Source organism: Thermostichus sp. OS-CIW-30 (assembly GCF_054060215.1).
Window position 1 is genome coordinate 64295 of the sequence record NZ_JBSSCZ010000001.1, and the last position, 19810, is coordinate 84104.

The following is a 19810-nucleotide window of genomic DNA, read 5'->3' on the forward strand; positions in this document are numbered from 1 at the left end:
GGGCTTTTCTGTCTCCCTCTGAGGGCAGTTTTCTCCAGTTGACCCACTCCTGCTGGGTTTTTGGAGTGGTTGACTACCCTGCCGTCGCCCTGAGTCTATCCCAAAGCCGTCCCCCATTGCTCCGCAACGCTGTTGCAACTGCGTCAGCGGGCCGTAGGCCTTGAGGACGAGGCTTTAGACCCAGTTTTTTGGTAAAAATGCCAATTAAGAAGGGTATGATAAGGAGTGTTAAAAAATCTGATCTCTCCTCACCCAACCATGACGACTGCCCCCATTGAGATACCTCTTCAGCCTGCCGCCCAACGGCATAACCACTACAGCCGCGAAGACTTTTTCCGCTTTAATCTCTCCCAGGGATCCCTTGTGGACTGGACGGGCGCCCGCAATGTCTTGGTGAGCGAAGACTTTATCCTGGGTTTACAGCAGGGCCTGGAGGAAGAAGTGGGAGATGCCTCGGCTTCTCTGATGTACACCATTGGCCGAGAGTGGGGACGCAACGATGCCCTCCATTTTTCCCGCTGGTTTGAGGAGGAATATCGGCGCCACCCCAAGCAGAGTAATCTCATGTTTCTCTTGGAAACCTGGTGGTGGCCTCTGACCTCGCAAGGATGGGGGCGCTGGGAGGTGGAGACCGAGAGTCGGCGGCAAGGGTTTATTTTCATCAACCTCTTTGACTCCGCCGTGGCCCGCACCCTGGGGGATGTCGGTAAACCTGTCTGTCATCTTTACGCCGGATTATTTGCCGGCTTTTTTAGCACCATGGTGGAACGGCAGCTCAACTGCATCGAGATCCAGTGCTATTCTATGGGGGAAAGCTATTGCAAGTTTTTGCTCGGCAGCAAAGATCGCATCGATGCGGCTGCCTTCTGGCTGAACGAAGGGGCCAGTGCTGGTGAAATTGCCCAAAAATTGCGTTCAGGTCAGGGAGTAGCTAAGGCATGACCTGGAAGATTACTTTAGAGGATTCGGTGCAGAGCTTTTTTGCCCGTCTAAATTGGGATAACCGCCCCCTACAGATGCGCTCTCTGCCAATGCCTTTTCTGCAAGTGCGGGAGCATTTTGGTTCCATCCCCTGGGCGGGGGATCCCCTGAGTTTGGCCGCGCATTCTCTGGGATCCCTGTCGGCAGCACCGGAACCCGAGCCGGAAGAAGAGCAGATCACCTTGGCGGATCTGTTCAGCCTGTTTTGAATCTCCTAGCACCCACCGACATCCGGGAGGAGCGAGATGGTAAGCCCCTTGGAGCAGATGCTGATCGAGTCGGAAGCCCGTTACCTCAAACCAGAGGAGCTGGAGCATCTGAAAGCCTATGTTCTCGGCTGGCCAAAACGGCAGCATGTGTACCGAGTTTTGCGGGAACGGGAGAGCCAGGTGGTGAGCCAAACCCTGAATGCCCTGCAAAAAGAGATGCCCGACCTTTCCCCCCAAGTGTTGGATCTGTGCCGGCGGCACCTGTTGTTGCTGCTGCGTCACAGCGCTATGGCCATGTTGCTGCAGGACGAAAACCTCCTGAAAGAGCGGCTGCTCGAGTGGATGGAGGAAGAGGTGCGCCTGTACGGACTGCAGAGGGTTTATGAGGTTGCCTATCGGATTTTCCAGCAGGAGCTGAGAGACCATCTGGCCCCTGGAGAGTTGGAGTTTATCCGCCCCTTAATCACCCAGGTACAGGTGGCCTTGCTGTTTTAGAGCTAGATACTTTTTTGCTTTTTGCATTTTTCGGTGCTAGAGCGCTCTATCTCAACTAGCCGGAGACTTCAGTGTCGTTGGAGTTAATGTTAGCGTTGTAGTAAATCTGCCCAAGGGGTATTCAATTGCTGGAGGGATCGCCATAAGATTTGGAGCGTAAACAACCGTTCTCCCAGCTCAACAACCAACGAACTGTCAACTGCACCCTGCTCCTATTTGGATGCTTAAAGCTCAATAACGACTTGGATTGGATAACCAGGGGATCCCTTATGACCGGCACTAGCTCTATCTCCAATGGCTCAGTCACCTTTGATCCCTACACGCCCGTTTTGGCCAACTACTATGCACCCAGCGCCTATCTGCGAAGCGATTTGGAATCGGGCTTACTGGAAAGTCGCCACGGTGAACGTCTCTTGGCCCTTCCAGAAGCATTGCTGCGGGGCATCTACACGGGCCTGGAATACGAGACTGGCCAGGCTGCTCGTTTGGTATTGCGCAACTGTGGTCGGATGTGGGGCAAGGAGTTTTTCCGCCGTTTTGCCCAAGAACTCTCCGACTACTACCAGAAGCCTTTGGCCGAGCTGGAGATGGGCCTTTTCCTGCAAAGTCTGAGACAAGCTTGGAAAACTCATGGCTGGGGATTGATCGAGATCGACTGGACTTACAAAGATCAAGGAGTGCTGGTGGTGTCGATTCGCAATTCTCCCTTCGCTGCCGTCACGCCTCCCCATTTCAAGCGGCCGATGGGCTTTCTGGAGGCAGGGCTGTTGGCCACCTGGTTTAGCCAGCTAACCGGCCAGGATTTGCTCTGCGTGCAAACCGCCAGCGAGGCTTTGGGAGCGAAGAGCAATTTGTTTGTCGTAACCGCTGCTGCCCGCCTCAAAGAGGGAGAAGCCTGGGTGGACTCCGGCCTCAGCCACGAGCAGATCCTGGAAAAGCTCCTGCAGCCCAGCTAGGCGATGGGGGCTGGTTTTCCCCAGAGGGATGGGATCCCAACAGGGATGAGTCTGTATAATTTTCTGGAAGCGAGGCGAGCTCAAGCGCACGAGGGTGTGGCCATTGGGGTGGCGAGTCAGAGCAATTCGGGGAGCCATCACCGTACCTACAAACAGTGCCGAGGCCATTGGCGCGGCGGTGGCTGAGCTGCTGGATACGCTAGAGCACCGCAACGCCCTCGATCCGGCTGAGTTGGTCAGCGTTATTTTTTCTGTTACTCCTGATTTAAATGCAGCTTTTCCCGCCCAGTTTGCTCGTCGTCGCCCCGGTTGGGAGTCGGTGCCTCTGTTGGATGTGCAACAGATGGAGGTGAGCGGCGACTTACCCCGTTGCATTCGGGTTTTGATCCAGTTGAATACTCCACTTGCTCAAGCGGACATGCAGCATGTTTATCTGCGAGGTGCCCGCGAGTTAAGGCCAGATCTCAGCACTGTTTGATCGATCCATACAGCACCAGCACAGGGTTGACACTCTCACCGACTAAAGTCGGGGGATTTCTACACTGGAGGTGGGACAGTCTGTTGCCATGGGCAACATGGGGCATGATGGATCCCGGATTTGCCCCGCTTATTCTGGGGGAAAAGAATGGCTTAACTCAAGTTGATCCGGGTCGTATCACTACTGATTTGGGAAGGCGCAGAACATCCAGATTCACTCATAGACTTACTTGGACTTACAGTCATTTTAAACAGGTATGAAACATTTCCATCCAGCTCCCCTTTCTTTTTAGGAGATGGGGTGATGGCAGCGGCACAGAGCACTTGGGGGGCTTCTCAATTAGCTTAAAATGACTCTACTTAAGATAAGAGTAGATCTGAGAGCTCAAGGAGACAGCTTTTCTCGCAGACGGTTTTCCCACTGTTGCAGTTGCTCTTGGCGAGCGGCCACCTCTGCTTCGCGACGGCTCAGCTCTTGGCTTTGCCGAGTCAAGGATTGCCGCCAGCTTTCAATCTCCGACAGATCCACCAGACTGTGGGTTCGGGATAGGTTGTGCAACATCTCCACCAGCTTCATGGCTGCCTCTTCCGCCCGCCGTACCTGCCGCTCTTCCGAAAGCTCAACCAGCAGCAACACCCCAATGTTGTAAGGGCCAACCTCTTTGCAGGTGACCCCTTCTGGCTTGCGCAGCGGCATCCAAACACCGTCCTCGGCCTGCCGGGCCAAGAGCTGCAGCTCCCCCTGGCCGAAGAGACTTTTTTTGTGTACCCGTGCCAGATACAGCATGGAACATGCAGGAAGATGCTGCCGATTTTAGCACCGATCCCTTTTATTGAAGAGGGATCCCGTCCCTACACCCAAACCTGGGTTTTGTTGTCCGTGCCACCAGGAGGATCAATGCTAGGATCGGCTGTGGAATGGATAAGGCTCAACGCTCTCCCGTCTTCATCGTTTAGGGATCCCTGGCATGTTTCTCACCCAAAGCCCCTACTTTTTGATGGCAGCGCTGGTGGCGATTGCCAGTGGAGCCATCTTCGCGGTTCGGTTCATCAAGCGCGAGGCCTCCGCTGAGTACGACGTGATTTTTGCCACGATGGGCCTGATCTATTCCGTCTGCTTGCTCTTGGAAGGTCAGCGGCTCATCCCGTTGCTGTTCTTTGCGCAGGTGTTGCTGGCGGTGATGGCCGGCTGGTTTGCCATCGAAACCTTCCGTTTGCGGATTCTCTTAAGCGAAAAAGCACGGCAGGTGGGCGGGGCTCGTCCGACCGTTCGGCGGCAAGGCTTCAGCCGCACCTATCCCCCGGATGGCTATGCCCAAGGACGCACGGTTTCCACTCGAGCCGAGGGATCCCGTATCCGCGATACATCCTCTTACAGTCGCTCCATTCCTGGGCGCAGTGGTGAAGATCCTAGCCGTCGCCCCAGGCCCCAACTGACCGGCGATACCCGTGTGCGTCCACGCCGCCGACCCGAAGGGGATGAGTATTACGAGGAGCCAGGAGTCCGCCCGCGTCAGGACACCGACTACGATGAGCCGGCTCCGCCGCCAGAGGCCCGTCGCCCCCGTCGCCCTGCCGGAGAGTATCCAGAGGATGTGGATGTGCAGGAAGAGCGCAGCACAGGTACAGCTACCCGCCGCCGTCCCCCACGGTTGCCCCAAGACCAAGGGGAAAGCTACGCGGATGAACCTCCCCGCCGTCCTTCCCGCCGCGTTGTCGAAGTAGAGCCAGTAGAAGTGGAGCCAGAAGAGTATGATGACGATCTGTTCTGATAGGCTCTCGACACTGCTCTGAAACTCAATAGGGACAGCGCCAGCCTTGCTTGGGAGGTGTGGTGAATCCGGTTGGATCCCTCAGCCCGTGTTGCGCATCCCGGCGGCAATGCCGTTGATGGTGAGCAGAGCCCCACGCAGAAGTTCAGCTCGGTCGTAGCGTGTTCGTCCGGTGCGGGATCCCTGACGCTCCCGCAGGCGCTTGAGGAGAGAGACTTGAATAAAGCCCAAGGGCACAATAGAGCGGTTGCGCAACTGCACCGAGCGCTTCAAATAAGGGTCGTTCTCCAACAGTTCCCTGTGGCCCGTAATCTGCAACACTATTGTGCGAGTACGGTGCATTTCTTGGGCAATACACTCAAACAGCTCCATCGCCCGCTCTAGACGCTCTGGAGAGCTCATCTCCCGCACGTAGTGACGCGCTATTTGCAGATCCACTTTGGCCAGAGTCATCTCCACTTTGGAGATCACCATGCGGAAGAAAGGCCATTCGCGATAGAGGTGCTGCAGGTGGTTGAGGTTGTGCTCGCCCCTGGCCACGTATTCTTGTAGGGCGGTGCCAACCCCATACCAGGCCGGCAAGAGAAAGCGGCTTTGCGTCCAACTGAATACCCAGGGAATGGCCCGCAGGGATCCGATGTCTTTTTGGCTACCGCTGCGGCGGGCGGGACGGGAGCTGATCTGCAGTTGGCTGATCTCTTCAATGGGGGTGACCTCGTGGAAAAACTCCACAAAGCCCTCCTGCTCGTAGACCAGGTTACGGTACACCTGCCGGGAGCGCTCCGCCAAGGATTCCATCAGGCGCGACCACTCGTGCAGATCGTTGGGGTAGGTGCGCAGTAGGCTGGCCTGGATCACGGCGCTGGTGACGGTTTCCAGGTTAAAAATGGCCAGATCCTGGAGGGAATACTTGGAGGCCAACACCTCTCCCTGTTCGGTAATTTTGATGCGGCCCCCCACACTGCGCCCTGGCTGAGCCAAGATGGCCTCGTAAGCCGGGCCCCCTCCACGGCCCACCGAACCGCCCCGGCCATGGAAGATCTGCAGCTTCACCCCGTAGGATTCGGCCACCGTCTGCAGGCGTTGTTGAGCCTTGTAAATCTCCCAGTTGCTGCTCAAAAAGCCGGAATCTTTGTTGCTGTCGGAGTAGCCCAGCATCACCTCCTGCAGATTTCCCTGCTGAGCCAAGTACTGGCGATAGAAAGGGATCTCCAGCAACTGCCGCAAAACTTCCGGGGCCCGCTTCAGGTCTTCGACGGTCTCAAACAGCGGCACCACCGCCAGGGATCCGCGACCGCTAATGGGATCGTAGAGCCCCACCTCCTTGGCCATCAGCAGCACCTCCAACAGGTCGCTCAACTGGCGGCTCATGCTGATCACATAGGTTTGGCAAATGGCCAAGCCGAATTCCTGCTGCATGCGGCGCAGGGTGCGAAAGGTGGCGATCAGCTCTGCCGTTTTCTCGGAAAAGGCGATCTCCAGCGGTATCAGAGGCCGACGGGTTTGCAGCTCCTGCAGGAGAAAGGCGGTTTTTTCCTCTTCCGTCATCTCGTTGTAGGGACGCGGCAAAATGCGCAAGTACTCGAAAATCTCCGTGAGAGCGGCTTCGTGGTAGCTGCTGTCTTGGCGGATATCCAGATGGGCCAGGTGAAAGCCAAACACCTGTACCTGTTGAATGAGATGATCCAACTGACGGCAGGAAAGGCCGCTGTTTTTCAAGCTTTTCTGGATAAGCTGCAAGTCGGCCAGGAATTCTTCCGCGTTGGCATAGGCGTTGTCCACAGGGGGAGGGGTGGGCAAACAAGCGGAGTCGGCCAAGTTGCGGTTGCGCTCCCGCGTTAACTCCAGCCGCCGCTGAATGTAGCTGAGCTTGAGGCGGTAAGGCTCCTGGCGATATTGCAGCGAAAACGATTCGTAAACCTCGGGCATGAGGCGGTGATCCTGCTCAAGGGCATCCAGCAGTTGGCTGTCCACATCCCCCCAATGCAGGGAAATGCTCAAGGTTTTGGTGAGAGCCTTCACCGATTCGATGTACTTGCCCAGGATGAGGTTGCGCTGATAGCGGGCCGTTTGCCAGGTAACATCGGCGGTGACGGAAGGGTTGCCATCCCGATCCCCGCCTACCCACGAGCCGAAGTTGCAAAATCCTGCCGGCGGTGGCTCGACGCTGGGAAAAGCTTTTTTCAGGCTGCGGCTGAGGTACTCGTGCAGCAGGGGGATGGCCTGAAACAACACCTCTTCAAAATAGTGCAAAGTGTAATCGACTTCGTTCAAAACAGTCGGCTTGGACTGATGCAACTCGTCGGTGCGCCACCAAAGCAAAACTTCTTCCGCCATCTGTTCTTTTATCATCTGGGCCTGCAAAGGCTGGGTTTGTTCTGCCCAATCCAGTTGGCTGAGCAAGCGAGAGAAAGCTCGTTGCTTCTCGCGGATGGTGTGGCGGACGATCTCGGTGGGGTGGGCGGTAAAAACCATGCGAATGTGCAACTGCTCCAGCAATCTGCGCAGTAGGCCCGGCGGCACCCCTTGAGCCCGCAGGTAAGGGAACAGCCGTTCAAATTTTTCGTTTTCTCGCACGGTACGTTGTTGGCTATCCACCATGCGCATGTCCGAGTCTTCTGCCCGTTCGTAGTGCTGTTCAACAATGTTGATCAACTGGAAGAAGAGGGCAAAGGCCCGTGCCGTTTGGATGGTGGCGTCGAGGCTGAGGTACTCGATAATTTGTAGTACCTCTGGGATCGGGTACTCCAGGGCTTGTCCTTCTGGGGAACACATGGAACGCAGTCGCTGCAACAGATCCACCAGAGACTGACCGCACTCCTGCAGGATCACCGATTCCCAGAGTTCTTCCACCAATTGCAGGCGACGGTTCAACAGGTTGTTCCTGCGGTTGAAGGCTTCGTTGACTTGAAGGGAATGGGCCAAGGGATCCCGTTCCCCAAACAGGGATGCCTCCTTCAGCCCGTTGGCAGAACCCGCTGCCCCCTCTGCAGCGGTCAGGTGGGGGGAAGAGGTCATGAAGGCAGCTCCTAGAATAACCATCCCAATATTAGAGCCTGTTTGTCGAAACGGCAGATGTAGCAGGTATCACGCTCAGATTGCGGTCTTCTCCGCGTCGGATTTTGTAGTTGAGCCTACAAATTGCAAGAAAAAAGTGTTTTACCTTGCCGCAATACCGGTCTAACGCCTTGTTGACAGGAGTTCTGGTGGCTGCCACCCTGTTTATCAACGCACATCTGCTGGATCCCGACCAGGGATTGGACGAGATCGGGCAACTGGGTTTTCACGTCGGTGGGGGATTTTTGTCTGCCGGCGGATGAGGCGGGGATCCGCTCAGGGGTGACCACGGTGGTGGAGGCGGGGATCACCTTCCCGGCGTTTTGTGCAACGGTGGCGTCAACTGCCCAGACGCGGGTTTATGCTTTGATTCTTCTCTGCTCTACATCGCCACTGCGGATTTCATCGCCCACCGCCTCAGGCTGGCTGTGGATTGGAAAAATCAAGATCTGGATCGGGCCAGAGCAGTGATCGAGACCCATCGCCAGGTGGTGGTTGGCCGCAAGGCTCGTCCCACCCTCAAGCTGGGAGAGAGGGAATCACCCACGCTCACTTCCGCTCTGATTCTTGGCGAAGAATATGCCTGCCGATCATGATTCATCTGGGCCGCTTCCCGATGGATGAGGTGTTGGATCCCTTCGATTTGTTGGATCGCCTGCGTTCGGGAGAGATTGTTAGCAACGAACAAAAGGCCCGCGCCCGCGACTACGCATTGCAGGTGGCAGAGCTAGAATCCAAGGCAATTGCAGCTTTCAACCGCAAGTTGGCAGCCTTGTCACCGGCTTGAGCCGCTCTGGAGCGGATGCCCATTTTATGATTTCGGATCAGCAGTGGATGGAACGGTGTCTATCCCTGGCCCGTTCCACACCTCAGCGTCCCTCTCCCAATCCGCGGGTGAGTTGCGTGATCGTGCAGGGGGATCGGGTGGTGGGGGAAGGCGTTCATCCGGGGGCAGGGCAGCCCCATGCGGAGGTGTTGGCTCTGCAACAGGCGGGATCCCTGGCCAGAGGGGCAACGCTCTACGTCAACCTGGAGCCCTGCAACCACTATGGGCGCACTCCCCCTTGTACCGAGGCCATCCTAGCTGCCGGGATCCGGCGGGTGGTGGTGGGGATGCAGGATCCCAATCCCTTGGTGGCCGGCAAAGGGATCCGACGCCTGCAGGAGGCGGGGATCGACGTGACGGTGGGAGTGCTGGAGCGGGAGTGCCAGGAGCTGAACGAGGGGTTTGCCTTCGCCATTGTGCGGCAACAGTGTTTCGGCCTGCTGAAATACGCCATGACCCTGGATGGCAAGAGCGCCGCCGCCACCGGCCACAGCCGCTGGATCAGCAACTCTCCGGCGCGGCAGTGGGTACACCAACAGCGGGCCTGGCATGATGCCGTCATCGTTGGATCCCGAACCGTTTGGCAGGATAACCCGCGCCTCACCTGTCGCCTGGCGGAGTTGCAGGGATCCCAGCCGTTGCGGGTGGTCCTCAGCCGTTCCCTGAACCTACCTCCCGTCGCCCATCTGTGGCAGGTGGAAGAAGCGCCGACGTTGGTGATCACAGAAGCTGTGGCAACCCATCCTTTGTGGGGATCCCTGGCCAAGCAGGGGGTGGAGCTGCTGCATCTGCCCCAAGTAACCCCCTCGCGGGCGGCACAGGTGCTCTTTCAGCGGGGGTGTCTGAGTGCCCTCTGGGAATGCGGGGGCACGCTGGCCTGGGCAGCCCTCAAAGATGGGGCGATCCAGAAAGTAGCCGCCTTCATCGCTCCCAAGATCCTAGGCGGAGCCGCTGCGCCAACCCCGGTAGCAGGGGAGGGGATCCCTGATGTAAACCAGAGCTGGCAACTGGTGGAGCCCCGGCTGGAGACCTTGGGGGATAACTGGTTGATCATCGGAAAGATCTCCTCTTCAGTTGGCCACAGTAGCCTACTAAAGTGACCAGCTTTCGATTGCCATACAGGGAGCTTCAGGTTTCTGAACGAACAGGCTGATATCTGTTCAATGTAAATGGATATACTCATCAGAAAAACACAACATTTCTGCACAATAGGGTTCAGAATTGAGCTAAATTGTGCTAAGCTAGTCGGCGTTCTGGGGAGTCAATAACATTTGGGTAAGGTTAGCAAAATCAAGCTATAGGAATCTATCAAGATTCTTCTGAGGTGAGCCTTGTAAACGGCAACGACCTTGTTCAGCCCTTCTTTGCTTGCCCAGTGAGCAGTTTGAAAGCTCTCCTGTCCCGTTTTCAGGTGCAAATCCCAGGATAAGGAAGGGCATTGTGTTGAATCTTTTTGCCGGCCTGCTGTTTGCATCCGCTTTCATCAGCCCCTCGGGAAACGTTGTTATCGAAGGGGATTCGGGGGAATGGGTTTTCGCCGATCATCAAGTCCTAGAAGGGGTTACTCTAACCCTTCTCACACGGCCCGGAGAGAGCTTGGCCTCTTGGAGAGAAATGCTCTCCGTCATGGACGTTCATGTCCAGGGATCGCCGCGCTTTCTCGCCAACCACATGCGGGACAACATCCTGGCTAGCTGCCCCCAAACGACTTGGGAGTTTCATCGGGAGAGCGAAGAAGATGTGCTCTACGAGTTCCGCAGTGCTGGTTGCCGTGGGACGGTGAGTGGAGTTGAGGAACATGAGATTGGCCGGATCACCCGAGGCCCGCGCGGCAGTGTGCGCATTGCCTACGCCGCCAAGCCCCAGATGATGCCTGAACTGCGCAGCCGCTGGCTGAACTTACTGGGCAGCGAGGTGGGGACAGCTCAGGGTTTTCCCATTCGCAACCTCAGCGGGGCGGCTGCACAGCCTTCTTCCCCGGCTTCAGAAGTCCCAACCTCAGAGCGGCAGATCGCCCAGTGGCTGCAGGAAGCAACCGATGCCCTGAAGCAGCAGGAAGATTTGCTGGCCGAGCTGGATCGCCTAGGTCAGGAAGCGCAGGCGGATGCCCGTGCCTACAGCCAAGGAACCCCCAAAGAGGCGGGGCTAAGGACAATCGGCCTGTACCGAGGTCGGGGGGACGGCAGCCCTGGCGAGGCCACAACCGAGTTCAAGACCACTGACACCTTGATCTGGGCCATCTTGCCGGTGGGCAACCTTCCTGCCAACGCCAAGGTGGAGATACTCTGGTACTACGAGGGCGGAGAAGCCGGGGGCGAGCAACTGATCCGCAGGCTAGATGTTCCCTGGGATCCCTTGGCCGATACCGTGCGAGGCTTTCTGAGCTTCAGCCAACCCTACACCGGCCGCTACCGCGTCGAGATTCATGTCAACGGCGAGAAGGTGGGAGTTGGCCGCTTCACGATCCGGTAGTCTCCTGCAAGAAGTACCCCTCCTACGGGGTTACACAGGCTTGGGGGTGGACAATCTCCATCACCAACTCCGACGGGGTGAAGACCGCTGTGCTGGGATCCAGAGGGGGGCTTGCTATCCTCGACGGGTTCTGCTGACAGGCCTGGCTTTGAGGTTGTAGATAAGGCTGGTGCGGTATTGCAACAGCAAATTGCGCAGATAAAGGGGCAAGTTGCGTCGGTAGAGGGAGCGGGTTTTGCGGTAGATAGATTTGCTGCGCCGGTTAATTGCTTGGCTGCGCCGCTGCAAAGAGGTTTGGAGTGGACGTTGGAGTGCCAGGGATCCGGGCACACGCATCAACCTTGGCCGTACCATATCCCCCCTCGAGAGCGGCGTTGAACGTTGGATCCAGTGTAGGGGATCCTCAGGGAAGCAGCCGCCAGCGGGTCAGCCTATTCTGCAGGTGGTCTGCCCAGCTTGCCGAGATCCCGGCAAAAGCTTCATCCCTCTCCAGATCTTGCAGCAACTGCCGACCCAGAGGTGCCAGACGATACCGATCCGTGATCCCCTGCCCATCCACTTCCCGCCGCAACAGCCCTACCTGAATCAGCCACATCAGCTCCTGATCCACCCGCATTTCCGATAACGGGCGTCGGCTGTAGCCCGCTTGAACGCCGGCCCAACCTGCAATCTTCGCTGGTGGGATCCCTTTTGTGCTCATGGCCTGCAGCAAGGGCAACCGAAAAGGGCTGCAAATCCAGGCACGCCAAGCCCTTCTGTACACTGACTCAGAGTCATGGAGCATGAGGGACAAGGGGAGTCCTTATGTTCTTATTCAATTCTGTCAATGGCCGTTGAGCAGCAGGCTTGTTACAATAAATTACGATATGTTGATCATCCTTGCCATTGTTGTCCTCCTGGGATTCTGGGCGCTGCGCTTGATGGAGCAGGCTTTTCAGAGTCAGGAGTTCTCGCGCATGTTGGCAGGGACACTGGTGGCTGTGGCTGCCGGCGGCGTCTTGACCTGTTACTTTCTGATGAGCGATACCCTTCAGATGTTGTTTCATCTGCAAGCGCAGTCCCCCTCTTCCTACTCTCAAGATCTGCTCTCCGATTTGAGCTGGCTTGATCAGTAAATGGGCGGTCATGAGCTACACCAATGCAGTAGCTCCGCTAGCGAGGTTGTGACGCAGCTTTTATAGTCGTTTTAAGCCGGAATGAAACATTTCCATCTAGCTCCCCTCTCTTGCTGGGGGTAGGGCGGCAGCGGAGAACGCTTAGGGAGTGTTTCAATCTAGTTTGAAATGGAAGGCCAAAGTATCTGGGGTTATGGCATCCTCCTGCATCCGCAAGGATGGAGTAGCAAGACCTGCCGCCCGCTTGCCAACAGTGAGCGGGAGAAATCCTGCAAGCTGTGAAAAAATCCGTTGACTTGAGCCGTGGGAAGAATGTCAATGGGCCAATTGGGTTGCCAGCCAGGCTCGGATGCTTCGGATCATTTGGTGGTTGGGGGCCAGTAGGTTCTGGTAGATCAACTGTCCAAAAGCATCGATGGGGCTGAACTCCTCCCCGACTTGGAAAGGATAGCTAAAACCCAGTGGAGTGAGGTGATCCCCCTCGAGATGCTGCCACTCGGTGTGGCCTTGATACTTGCGGCAAAGCTGCTGGTAGAGCAGAGGAATGTCGTCAATATCATCCTGTCGAAATTCCACAAGCAGGTTGTTTCTAACCGGATACTGCTCCTCAATTAAGCGGTTGGTTTCTGTCGGGGAAGGCTCGAACTCCAACCACAGGTTCACAGGCGGCGAGGAGGATCCCATCCACATCCGCCACAGATCGGCGAGCTGTTGTTGAGGCCAAGCTTGGGTCAACAGCCGCAGCAATGGCAAAGCCCGATCCAACCCGGCATTGCTGTAGGCCAGAAAAATATTGCCTCGCCGACGGGATCCCAGAGAAGGAACGGCTAGACAAGAGAGGATCTGCAACTTACAGCCCAGGCTATGACCCAAGCCAAACAGAGGCAACTCCAGCAAACCCTTGCTTTGCAGGCTTCTGTGCAAAGATTGGGCTGCGTTGAGCGCCAGTTGGGCGTGATCGATATCGGTGGTGTAGGGGGTGGCAACAACGGCCATGCCCATACGGGCCAGTTCTTCCAGCAGGCGGCTGTAGAACACTTGCGGGGCAGCTCCCACAAAAGCTCCACCCAGAAAGTGAACGACGGCGCGGGGTTGAGGGGGCAGAAGGAACCAAGTATGCCCATCGGTTTGCCAAGTTGGTGCCATGGTGTTGCAACCTCGCCTGCGATTTTGTTGGAGCTTTTCCCACAACCCGGCAGATCCCACTTGCCCACCTCACGCCGGTTCCCTGCGCTGGCCAGCCCCTGGAACTCATCCTAATGGACATCTTGCCCAGACATGGGGATCCCCAGTTAACTTCTGATGCAGCAGGCAAAACTCTGCCCCGCCTCAGACTGAGGTTCTAGCACCGAAGGGTAGTGCGCTACACTCGCCGAGATTGGGTTTTGAGTGTAGGATCCCTGCCCAAAAGTTGCTGTGGCTGCTATGACTAGGGCAGTGGGTGGTGAGGGATCGTGATGAAGACTTCACAGCTTGCAAAAGGATGCCTGCTGATCGATTGTCGGGACTTTGATGAAAAGACGATAAACCTGTTTTTGGCACCTGGGCCCGATCCCTACCGGGAAACAGAGGAATTTCTCCTGGACTGCGAGATGCGGGCAGATGAGCTGCCCCGTTATCTGCGGCGGGCCTTGCTGGAGTTTCAGTTGTATTCCAATTCGGAAGGGATCCTGCTGCTGCGGGGCTTGCCCGTGGATCCCGGACTAGACCATACCCGCACACCGGCTCTGGCGCAGCGCTCTGAGGAGAAAACCACTTTTGTCAGCGAACGCTGCTTGGCGATGATCGGCAGCCGCTTGGGGCATTTGGTCTCCTACATCCAAGAAAAAAACGGGGATCTGTTTCAAAACTTGGTGCCTACTCCCGACAGCGAAGAGGTGCAATCTTCCGAGGGATCCCGCACTCGGCTACAGTTTCACCGCGAGACGGTTTTTCATCCCCACTCACCGGAGTTTTTGCTGCTGTTTTGCCTGCGCCCCGACCATGATCGTGTGGCGGAAACCACCTACGCCAGCATCCGCCATGTCCTGCCTTTGCTGGGAGAGCGCGATCGAGAGCTGCTGTTTGAACCCCTGTATCGCACCGGCATCGACTACTCCTTCGGCAACCGGCAAGCCCTGATCAATGGCCCCATTTTGCCGGTGTTGTATGGCCGTCGAGAGGATCCCTTCTGGAACTACGACGAAGACCTGATGGTGGGGCTCACCCCCGAAGCCAGTCTGGCTCTAGAAGCCCTGAGGAAGGGAATCCACGCTGTCTACCGAGGCATCAAGCTGGAAACAGGGGATCTGCTCTGTATTGACAACCGCCGCACCGTCCACGGACGGACTGCCTTCTCTCCCCGCTACGATGGCTTCGACCGCTGGATCCAGCGCTCATTTGTGGTGCGGGATCTCGGCCTTTCGGCAGGGGATCGCCATCCCGGTGAGCGCATCATTCGCACCGCCTTCGCAACAGACGATGAGGCCCAAGCTGCCCTCAATGGGGAGCAGGTCTGTCTCAGAAGATCCTGAGAAGTTCGCAGACTTCAGCGCCATCCATAGCTCAAGTCCGTAAAAGTACTATTGGCGATTTCCCCGAAAGGGTTTGGATGAGTCGCCCCAGATTCTGATGTCAAAATACGTGATCCTCACGATGGCTATCGCAGAGCGTTTCCAGCATTCTAGGCTTATGAGCCAAAGCCATCAATTCTTCTCACGATTGCGAGGTTAAGATGAGCATTCGCCAGATCATCGATGAGGTTTTACAATCTTCGGTTTTAACTCTGCAGCAGGAGTCCAACATTAACCAAATCCTCTGGGAAAGAAACTATGATCCATCTGATCTAGAGGCTCTGGATGAGTTGGTAGAAGCCATTTTGCGCCAAGAGGTAAGGGCTGCTTCCGATCCCTGCTAGAAACCTAGCCTTGCTTGCAAACGACGGCAGATCTTGCTCAAAACTTACACACTTACACAACGCACAACTGAGAGCAATTGTGCATGCTCCTATCATGAGTCGGGATGAGATTCCAATCTCTCGACAATTTCCCGGATTAAATGCTCATCAGAGCGATTGATCTCGGGGTGGAAAGGCGCCTGTTTTAAGTAGCGCTTGAGATCCTGGCAGGCTTGCTGCCAACGGCCCAACTGATAATACAACAGCCCGCGATCCCTTAGGTGGGGCAAGGATTCAGGGATCAACAACAAGATCCGTTCCGCTGCTGCCAAAGCGGGTTCCAGTTCGGCGCGGCTCAGATAAATTTGCTTGAGGTTGTTGAGCAAGCGTACCAAGATCAGGCGGGGAGGGGTGGGGCGTAGGTGGTGTTCTTGGAAAGGGATCCCAGGCCCGTAGATTTGCGACAAAAGCTCTTGACAATCTTCTGGAAATAAAATCTCCCCCTGCTGAAAGGGATCCACAAAAATCTCGGCGCCTGCAAACAGGGGCCGGATTAAAAAGTGGCCGGGCATGCCCACTCCTGCCATGGGAAAATCGATCCGCCGCGCCAGCTCTAGATAGATCAGCGACAGCGTAATCGGGATCCCGGTGCGCCGATCGATCACTTCGTTCAAAAAGCTGTTGCGTGGGTCGTAATAATCTTCGCGATTGCCACGAAAGCCCAGATCCTCAAAGAGATAGTGATTCAAGATCTTGATGACCCGCAGGGGATAACGCTCCGGGGGAAGGCGCTCTTGCACCTCTGCGGCCATCTCATCCAGAGCGGCCACATACTCTTCCACCTCCAGATCGGGATAGGCTTCTTGGGCAATCCAGAGGGCCGCCCGACCCAGATCGATGGGCTCCGATTGGATTTCAAGGGCAAAGCGTTGACGGGCAGCAGGAATGCTCATGAAATGTTAAATATTAAATATTAAGGTTCTTTGCAAGGATCTCGGTTAGAACAGCAGCGTGCAAAAGCTGGTCAACAGCAAGGTCACCGCCGTCAGGAGCAGGCTAAAGCTCCAAAGCCGCAAAGCGGCAAGCAGCAGGATCCCGATCACCCAAATCAGCAGAGCATTCCAATAGGGTCGGTTGGGGGCTTTGGACACATTAATTTTCTGGAAGAAGGGCAGCAGGATGAACGATACATCCAACAACAGGCGCGGCAGCCGCAAATTGTCCGGCAGCGGCAGATCTCGCACCGCCAAATAAAGCAGCCCCCAGCTCAACAAAAGCGGGATTAGGAGCAGATAGTTGGATTCGGCCAGCAGGGGTCGATCCACCACCAGCGGAAACAGAGGGCTGATCCCCCAGAGCAGATAGAGGTAAAAGTTGAAGTTCAGCAGCGGCTGTAGCAGAGGGGGCACCTTGAGGCGTTGACCTTGGGATCCGATCCCGTTTACCTGAGCTGCGATTTTCTGGCCCAGGGATCCGCCTTTTTGAGGGGCTTGCGCTGCCGGGGCCGCCCGCCAACCGCAGTGGTCGCAGTAGGGAGACTTGAACCGGTAGGCTGGGATCGGCTTGCCACAGGAAGGGCAACGTTGGATCGGACGAGGTTGAGAACTGGAAGCCATGACCACCCCGCGGTACTTCTGCCTTAGCATGCCCCAATGGCTCTCAGTTTACTCCCAGGGCAAACGACAATGTAATACAGGCTGCCCCCAAAGCCGCGCCGGCCATGACCTGAACGGGAGTGTGCCCCAGCAATTCTTTCAGGTAGGGTTCTGGAAAACGGTCGGCGCCCTTTTCTTCAAACCATTCTTCCAGGAGGCGATTCAGCACCCGCGCCTGTTTTCCAGCGGCTTGGCGGATCCCCGCGGCATCGTACATCACCACCAATGCGAAAACCACCGTCGCGGCAAACAGCAGGCTGTCCCAGCCTTCCTGCATCCCCACCCCAACGGACAAAGCCGTCACCAACGCTGCGTGGGAGCTGGGCATTCCCCCGGTTTCCACCAAGACTCGCAGGTTAACCTTGCCTGACCGCACATAGGAAAGGATCAGCTTGATGGCTTGGGCCAACACACTGGCCAGCAAAGCAACCCAGAGGACATGATTGGCCATCAACTGTTGCAGCATACGGCTCTCCAGCACAGGAATGCGAGCAGGGTCTCCAGGGATCCCATCTAACTTGTCCTCTTGTCCTGCCCTAATGCTGACGGCGAGTGATGAAGTCCGCCAGAGCCAGCAGCGGTTCTGCCCGCGGTCCGTAGGGGCGCAACGTTTCCTTGGCCGATTGAATCAGCTCCTCGGCTTTTTGCCGGGAGGCCTCTAGGCCCAACAAGCTGGGATAGGTGGCTTTGGCGGCAGCTTGATCCTTGCCTGCCGTTTTGCCCAGTTGCTCGCTGGTGGCGGTGATGTCCAAAATGTCGTCCACAATCTGAAAGGCCAAGCCAATATCGCGGGCGTAGCGGCTCAGGTGGGCCAGCAGCTCCTCATCTCCCCCCGCCAGGATCCCTCCCGAAACCACCGAGACTTCCAATAGAGCGCCGGTTTTGTGGCTGTGAATGTACTCCAGAGTTTCCAGGGAAATGGCCTTGCCCTCCGACTCCAGATCCACCACCTGTCCCCCCACCAAACCGGTTGCAGCCACAGCATGGCCAATGCGGGCGATCACCTGTAACACCAACTGCGGCGGTACCCCCTGAGTTTGGCTGGCAATGTGCTCAAAGGCAAAGGCCAGCAGGGCATCTCCTGCCAAGATGGCAATGTCTTCGCCGAACACCTTGTGGTTGGTGGGTTTGCCGCGGCGAAAGTCGTCATTGTCCATGGCCGGCAAGTCGTCATGGATGAGCGACATGGTGTGGATCATTTCCAGGGCACAGGCGGTAGGCAGAGCCTGCTCCACAGTGCCGCCGGCCAACTCGCAAGCAGCCAGACAGAGGATGGGCCTGAGGCGCTTCCCCCCTGCCAATAGGCTGTAGCGCATCGCCTCGTAAATGCGCTCCGGATAGGCGGGAACCAAAGCTGCAGAGAGAGCTTCTTCCACCTGTTGCTGACGCTGGCTCAGGTAGGCTTTCAGGTTAAAGGTTTGGGCAACCAAGCGGGGTTTCCTCTCAACTCGGCAATGGGGGGATCCTTGTCGAGCCGTTCTTCAACAGACTTGTCAGGTGTCATTATCTCATGTCCACTTTAATTGGGGATCCCAGCCCAGAGGCCAAAAGGGTAAGAAGTAACAGCAAGTTGCAGCCGATGAAGAAACTGCAGGGATCCTGAGCCGCCAACTTGCGGTTGCTGTCGCCACAATGTCAGGATTCATAAGGATCTTTAGCCGGATTGCCCTCCTATGTCCCACTCGCCTGTTCAGCTCAGCGCCACCTCCTCCACCGCCAGCGGTGCGGAGCACTTGGGTGACCGTTTGCTGCGGGCGGCCCGAGGGGAAGTGCTGGATCGCCCTCCAGTTTGGATGATGCGCCAGGCGGGTCGCTACATGGCGGCCTACCGCGAGCTGCAAAGCAAGTACACCTTTAAGCAGCGTTGCGAGATCCCGGAGCTGGCCGTCGAGATCTCGTTGCAACCGTTTCGGGCCTTTGCCCCTGATGGAGTGATCCTGTTCAGCGATATCCTCACCCCCCTTGAGGGCATGGGCATCCCCTTTGAGCTGGTGGAGCATCAGGGGCCGATCATCGACCCGCCGATTCGTTCGCAAGCCCAAATTGAACGCATCCGCCTCCTGGAACCGGAAGAAAGTCTGCCCTTTATCAAGACCATTCTCAGCACCCTGCGCCGCGAGGTGGAAGGGAAAGCAACGCTGCTGGGGTTTGTCGGCTCCCCCTGGACTCTGGCCTGCTATGCTGTGGAAGGGCGCAGCTCCAAAGATTACGCCCACATCAAGAGCTTGGCCTTCGCGCAGCCGCCATTGCTGCATCAGTTGCTGAGCAAGCTGGCCGACAGCATTGCCCGCTACGTGATCTACCAGATCGAGGGCGGTGCCCAGGTGGTGCAGTTGTTCGATACTTGGGCCGGACAGCTCAGCCCAGTCGATTACGAGTGTTGGGCCTTGCCCTACCAAAAGCAAATTGTGGATCAGGTGAAAGCTCGCTATCCGCAGGTGCCGCTGATCCTCTACATCAACGGCAGCGCCGCTTTGCTGGAGCGGGTGGGCAAAGCCGGCATCGACGTGTTCAGCCTCGATTGGATGAGCGACATGGCAGAGGCCAGGGCTCGCCTGGGATCCCTAGCGGTGCAGGGCAATCTGGATCCGATGGTGTTGCTGGGATCCCCGGAGTTCATCCGGCAGCGCACCCTAGAGGTGATTCGAAAAGCCGGATCCCGTGGGCATATCATGAACCTGGGCCACGGCATTCACCCAAGCACTCCAGAGGCCAATGTCCATTACTTTTTCGAGACGGTGCGCCAGTCGGCAGAGCTGATACATTTACGCTGAACACTGCTGAACATCACTGTTCAACTATGCAGCGATAGCATTCTGTTTGTTTCCATTCGCGTTAGCGGGACGGAGTCCAAACAGAATGGCGGTATCCCGCAAAGCTTTGAGTAGAATACCCAAAGCGCAGTTTCCGTGTCGTCTTA

At 56.8% G+C, this 19810-nt stretch carries 23 protein-coding genes; 14 read left to right on the forward strand and 9 right to left on the reverse strand.

The window, feature by feature from the left end:
* Positions 1-258: 258 nt before the first annotated feature.
* The 5 genes from ACVWZF_RS00315 (at position 259) to aroH (ending at position 3119) form a co-directional block, all read left to right on the forward strand.
* The gene (locus ACVWZF_RS00315; protein ID WP_414414032.1) at positions 259-942 is read left to right on the forward strand and encodes a V4R domain-containing protein; all 684 of its coding nucleotides are present in this window, start codon (positions 259-261) and stop codon (positions 940-942) included.
* Positions 939-1190 carry a hypothetical protein gene (locus tag ACVWZF_RS00320; protein WP_414408155.1) on the forward strand — a complete coding sequence of 84 codons (252 nt, stop codon included), beginning with the start codon at positions 939-941 and terminating at the stop codon, positions 1188-1190. The genes ACVWZF_RS00315 and ACVWZF_RS00320 overlap by 4 nt, the downstream gene beginning before the upstream one ends.
* A 36-nt stretch (positions 1191-1226) precedes the next feature.
* Complete coding sequence (locus tag ACVWZF_RS00325) at positions 1227-1685, forward strand: globin family protein (RefSeq protein ID WP_414417972.1); 459 nt, start codon at positions 1227-1229, stop codon at positions 1683-1685.
* A gap of 269 nt (positions 1686-1954) precedes the next feature.
* Positions 1955-2641, forward strand: coding sequence for a V4R domain-containing protein (locus tag ACVWZF_RS00330; RefSeq protein ID WP_457394274.1), 687 nt, complete (start codon positions 1955-1957; stop codon positions 2639-2641).
* Positions 2642-2744: 103 nt separating this feature from the next.
* Positions 2745-3119 carry a chorismate mutase gene (gene aroH / locus ACVWZF_RS00335; RefSeq protein WP_011433434.1) on the forward strand — a complete coding sequence of 125 codons (375 nt, stop codon included), beginning with the start codon at positions 2745-2747 and terminating at the stop codon, positions 3117-3119.
* Positions 3120-3503: 384 nt separating this feature from the next.
* Here the strand turns inward: aroH and ACVWZF_RS00340 are convergent, their stop codons facing one another.
* Positions 3504-3905 carry a hypothetical protein gene (locus tag ACVWZF_RS00340; protein ID WP_011433435.1) on the reverse strand — a complete coding sequence of 134 codons (402 nt, stop codon included), beginning with the start codon at positions 3903-3905 and terminating at the stop codon, positions 3504-3506.
* Positions 3906-4086: 181 nt separating this feature from the next.
* Between ACVWZF_RS00340 and ACVWZF_RS00345 the strand changes: the two genes are divergently transcribed.
* Positions 4087-4890: a Ycf66 family protein gene (locus ACVWZF_RS00345; RefSeq protein WP_011433436.1), complete on the forward strand. Its 804-nt coding sequence runs from the start codon at positions 4087-4089 to the stop codon at positions 4888-4890.
* An 81-nt stretch (positions 4891-4971) separates the two neighbouring features.
* On the opposite strand, the gene ppc is transcribed toward ACVWZF_RS00345, so the two are convergent.
* Entirely contained in the window at positions 4972-7908 is a 2937-nt protein-coding gene (gene ppc, locus ACVWZF_RS00350; RefSeq protein WP_457410567.1) for a phosphoenolpyruvate carboxylase, read from the reverse strand.
* Between the two features lie 273 nt (positions 7909-8181).
* Here ppc and ACVWZF_RS00355 point away from each other — a divergent pair, with 273 nt between their 5' ends.
* The 4 genes from ACVWZF_RS00355 (at position 8182) to ACVWZF_RS00370 (ending at position 11245) form a co-directional block, all read left to right on the forward strand.
* Entirely contained in the window at positions 8182-8418 is a 237-nt protein-coding gene (locus ACVWZF_RS00355; RefSeq protein WP_148202738.1) for a hypothetical protein, read from the forward strand.
* A 121-nt stretch (positions 8419-8539) separates the two neighbouring features.
* A complete protein-coding gene (locus tag ACVWZF_RS00360) occupies positions 8540-8734 on the forward strand; it encodes a hypothetical protein (protein ID WP_011433441.1) in 195 nt (64 codons plus the stop codon).
* Between the two features lie 26 nt (positions 8735-8760).
* Positions 8761-9873, forward strand: coding sequence for a bifunctional diaminohydroxyphosphoribosylaminopyrimidine deaminase/5-amino-6-(5-phosphoribosylamino)uracil reductase RibD (gene ribD, locus ACVWZF_RS00365; RefSeq protein WP_011433442.1), 1113 nt, complete (start codon positions 8761-8763; stop codon positions 9871-9873).
* A 340-nt stretch (positions 9874-10213) separates the two neighbouring features.
* Positions 10214-11245, forward strand: a complete 1032-nt coding sequence (locus ACVWZF_RS00370) for a hypothetical protein (protein ID WP_238376732.1) — start codon at positions 10214-10216, stop codon at positions 11243-11245.
* Positions 11246-11359: 114 nt separating this feature from the next.
* On the opposite strand, the gene ACVWZF_RS00375 is transcribed toward ACVWZF_RS00370, so the two are convergent.
* Positions 11360-11599, reverse strand: a complete 240-nt coding sequence (locus tag ACVWZF_RS00375; RefSeq protein ID WP_148202739.1) for a hypothetical protein — start codon at positions 11597-11599, stop codon at positions 11360-11362.
* 49 nt (positions 11600-11648) lie between these two features.
* Positions 11649-12029 (reverse strand): Npun_F0494 family protein, encoded by a 381-nt coding sequence (locus ACVWZF_RS00380; protein WP_011433445.1) that lies wholly within the window; start codon positions 12027-12029, stop codon positions 11649-11651.
* A gap of 82 nt (positions 12030-12111) precedes the next feature.
* On the opposite strand from ACVWZF_RS00380, the gene ACVWZF_RS00385 reads away from it, so the two are divergent.
* A complete protein-coding gene (locus tag ACVWZF_RS00385; protein ID WP_011433446.1) occupies positions 12112-12360 on the forward strand; it encodes a hypothetical protein in 249 nt (82 codons plus the stop codon).
* 315 nt (positions 12361-12675) lie between these two features.
* On the opposite strand, the gene ACVWZF_RS00390 is transcribed toward ACVWZF_RS00385, so the two are convergent.
* The gene (locus ACVWZF_RS00390; RefSeq protein ID WP_011433447.1) at positions 12676-13506 is read right to left on the reverse strand and encodes a DUF1350 family protein; all 831 of its coding nucleotides are present in this window, start codon (positions 13504-13506) and stop codon (positions 12676-12678) included.
* A 311-nt stretch (positions 13507-13817) separates the two neighbouring features.
* On the opposite strand from ACVWZF_RS00390, the gene ACVWZF_RS00395 reads away from it, so the two are divergent.
* Together ACVWZF_RS00395 and ACVWZF_RS00400 are read left to right on the forward strand one after the other, a co-directional pair.
* Positions 13818-14873 carry a TauD/TfdA family dioxygenase gene (locus ACVWZF_RS00395; protein ID WP_011433449.1) on the forward strand — a complete coding sequence of 352 codons (1056 nt, stop codon included), beginning with the start codon at positions 13818-13820 and terminating at the stop codon, positions 14871-14873.
* A gap of 200 nt (positions 14874-15073) precedes the next feature.
* Positions 15074-15256 carry a hypothetical protein gene (locus tag ACVWZF_RS00400; protein WP_011433450.1) on the forward strand — a complete coding sequence of 61 codons (183 nt, stop codon included), beginning with the start codon at positions 15074-15076 and terminating at the stop codon, positions 15254-15256.
* Positions 15257-15348: 92 nt separating this feature from the next.
* Here ACVWZF_RS00400 and ACVWZF_RS00405 read toward each other — a convergent pair whose 3' ends face one another.
* The 4 genes from ACVWZF_RS00405 to crtE all read right to left on the reverse strand — a co-directional run bounded on the left by ACVWZF_RS00405 (position 15349) and on the right by crtE (position 18320).
* Complete coding sequence (locus tag ACVWZF_RS00405; protein ID WP_011433451.1) at positions 15349-16188, reverse strand: SirB1 family protein; 840 nt, start codon at positions 16186-16188, stop codon at positions 15349-15351.
* A gap of 45 nt (positions 16189-16233) precedes the next feature.
* The gene (locus ACVWZF_RS00410; protein ID WP_011433452.1) at positions 16234-16881 is read right to left on the reverse strand and encodes a hypothetical protein; all 648 of its coding nucleotides are present in this window, start codon (positions 16879-16881) and stop codon (positions 16234-16236) included.
* Positions 16882-16894: 13 nt separating this feature from the next.
* A complete protein-coding gene (locus ACVWZF_RS00415) occupies positions 16895-17356 on the reverse strand; it encodes a divergent PAP2 family protein (protein WP_011433453.1) in 462 nt (153 codons plus the stop codon).
* A gap of 70 nt (positions 17357-17426) precedes the next feature.
* On the reverse strand, positions 17427-18320 hold the full coding sequence (crtE, locus tag ACVWZF_RS00420; RefSeq protein ID WP_011433454.1) for a geranylgeranyl diphosphate synthase CrtE: 894 nt from the start codon (positions 18318-18320) through the stop codon (positions 17427-17429).
* 243 nt (positions 18321-18563) lie between these two features.
* Here crtE and hemE point away from each other — a divergent pair, with 243 nt between their 5' ends.
* Positions 18564-19664: a uroporphyrinogen decarboxylase gene (gene hemE / locus ACVWZF_RS00425; protein ID WP_255344537.1), complete on the forward strand. Its 1101-nt coding sequence runs from the start codon at positions 18564-18566 to the stop codon at positions 19662-19664.
* The last annotated feature ends 146 nt before the right edge of the window (positions 19665-19810 follow it).

Coding starts and splice junctions, on each gene's coding strand:
- ACVWZF_RS00340 (WP_011433435.1), bottom strand. CDS start 3,905: ATGCTGTATCTGGCACGGGTACACAAAAAAAGTCTCTTCGGCCAGGGG.
- ACVWZF_RS00315 (WP_414414032.1), top strand. CDS start 259: ATGACGACTGCCCCCATTGAGATACCTCTTCAGCCTGCCGCCCAACGG.
- ACVWZF_RS00360 (WP_011433441.1), top strand. CDS start 8,540: ATGATTCATCTGGGCCGCTTCCCGATGGATGAGGTGTTGGATCCCTTC.
- ACVWZF_RS00345 (WP_011433436.1), top strand. CDS start 4,087: ATGTTTCTCACCCAAAGCCCCTACTTTTTGATGGCAGCGCTGGTGGCG.
- ACVWZF_RS00405 (WP_011433451.1), bottom strand. CDS start 16,188: ATGAGCATTCCTGCTGCCCGTCAACGCTTTGCCCTTGAAATCCAATCG.
- ACVWZF_RS00320 (WP_414408155.1), top strand. CDS start 939: ATGACCTGGAAGATTACTTTAGAGGATTCGGTGCAGAGCTTTTTTGCC.
- ACVWZF_RS00390 (WP_011433447.1), bottom strand. CDS start 13,506: ATGGCACCAACTTGGCAAACCGATGGGCATACTTGGTTCCTTCTGCCC.
- ACVWZF_RS00380 (WP_011433445.1), bottom strand. CDS start 12,029: ATGCTCCATGACTCTGAGTCAGTGTACAGAAGGGCTTGGCGTGCCTGG.
- ppc (WP_457410567.1), bottom strand. CDS start 7,908: ATGACCTCTTCCCCCCACCTGACCGCTGCAGAGGGGGCAGCGGGTTCT.
- ACVWZF_RS00415 (WP_011433453.1), bottom strand. CDS start 17,356: ATGCTGCAACAGTTGATGGCCAATCATGTCCTCTGGGTTGCTTTGCTG.
- hemE (WP_255344537.1), top strand. CDS start 18,564: ATGTCCCACTCGCCTGTTCAGCTCAGCGCCACCTCCTCCACCGCCAGC.
- ACVWZF_RS00385 (WP_011433446.1), top strand. CDS start 12,112: ATGTTGATCATCCTTGCCATTGTTGTCCTCCTGGGATTCTGGGCGCTG.
- ACVWZF_RS00375 (WP_148202739.1), bottom strand. CDS start 11,599: ATGGTACGGCCAAGGTTGATGCGTGTGCCCGGATCCCTGGCACTCCAA.
- ACVWZF_RS00325 (WP_414417972.1), top strand. CDS start 1,227: ATGGTAAGCCCCTTGGAGCAGATGCTGATCGAGTCGGAAGCCCGTTAC.
- ribD (WP_011433442.1), top strand. CDS start 8,761: ATGATTTCGGATCAGCAGTGGATGGAACGGTGTCTATCCCTGGCCCGT.
- ACVWZF_RS00410 (WP_011433452.1), bottom strand. CDS start 16,881: ATGCTAAGGCAGAAGTACCGCGGGGTGGTCATGGCTTCCAGTTCTCAA.
- ACVWZF_RS00330 (WP_457394274.1), top strand. CDS start 1,955: ATGACCGGCACTAGCTCTATCTCCAATGGCTCAGTCACCTTTGATCCC.
- ACVWZF_RS00400 (WP_011433450.1), top strand. CDS start 15,074: ATGAGCATTCGCCAGATCATCGATGAGGTTTTACAATCTTCGGTTTTA.
- ACVWZF_RS00395 (WP_011433449.1), top strand. CDS start 13,818: ATGAAGACTTCACAGCTTGCAAAAGGATGCCTGCTGATCGATTGTCGG.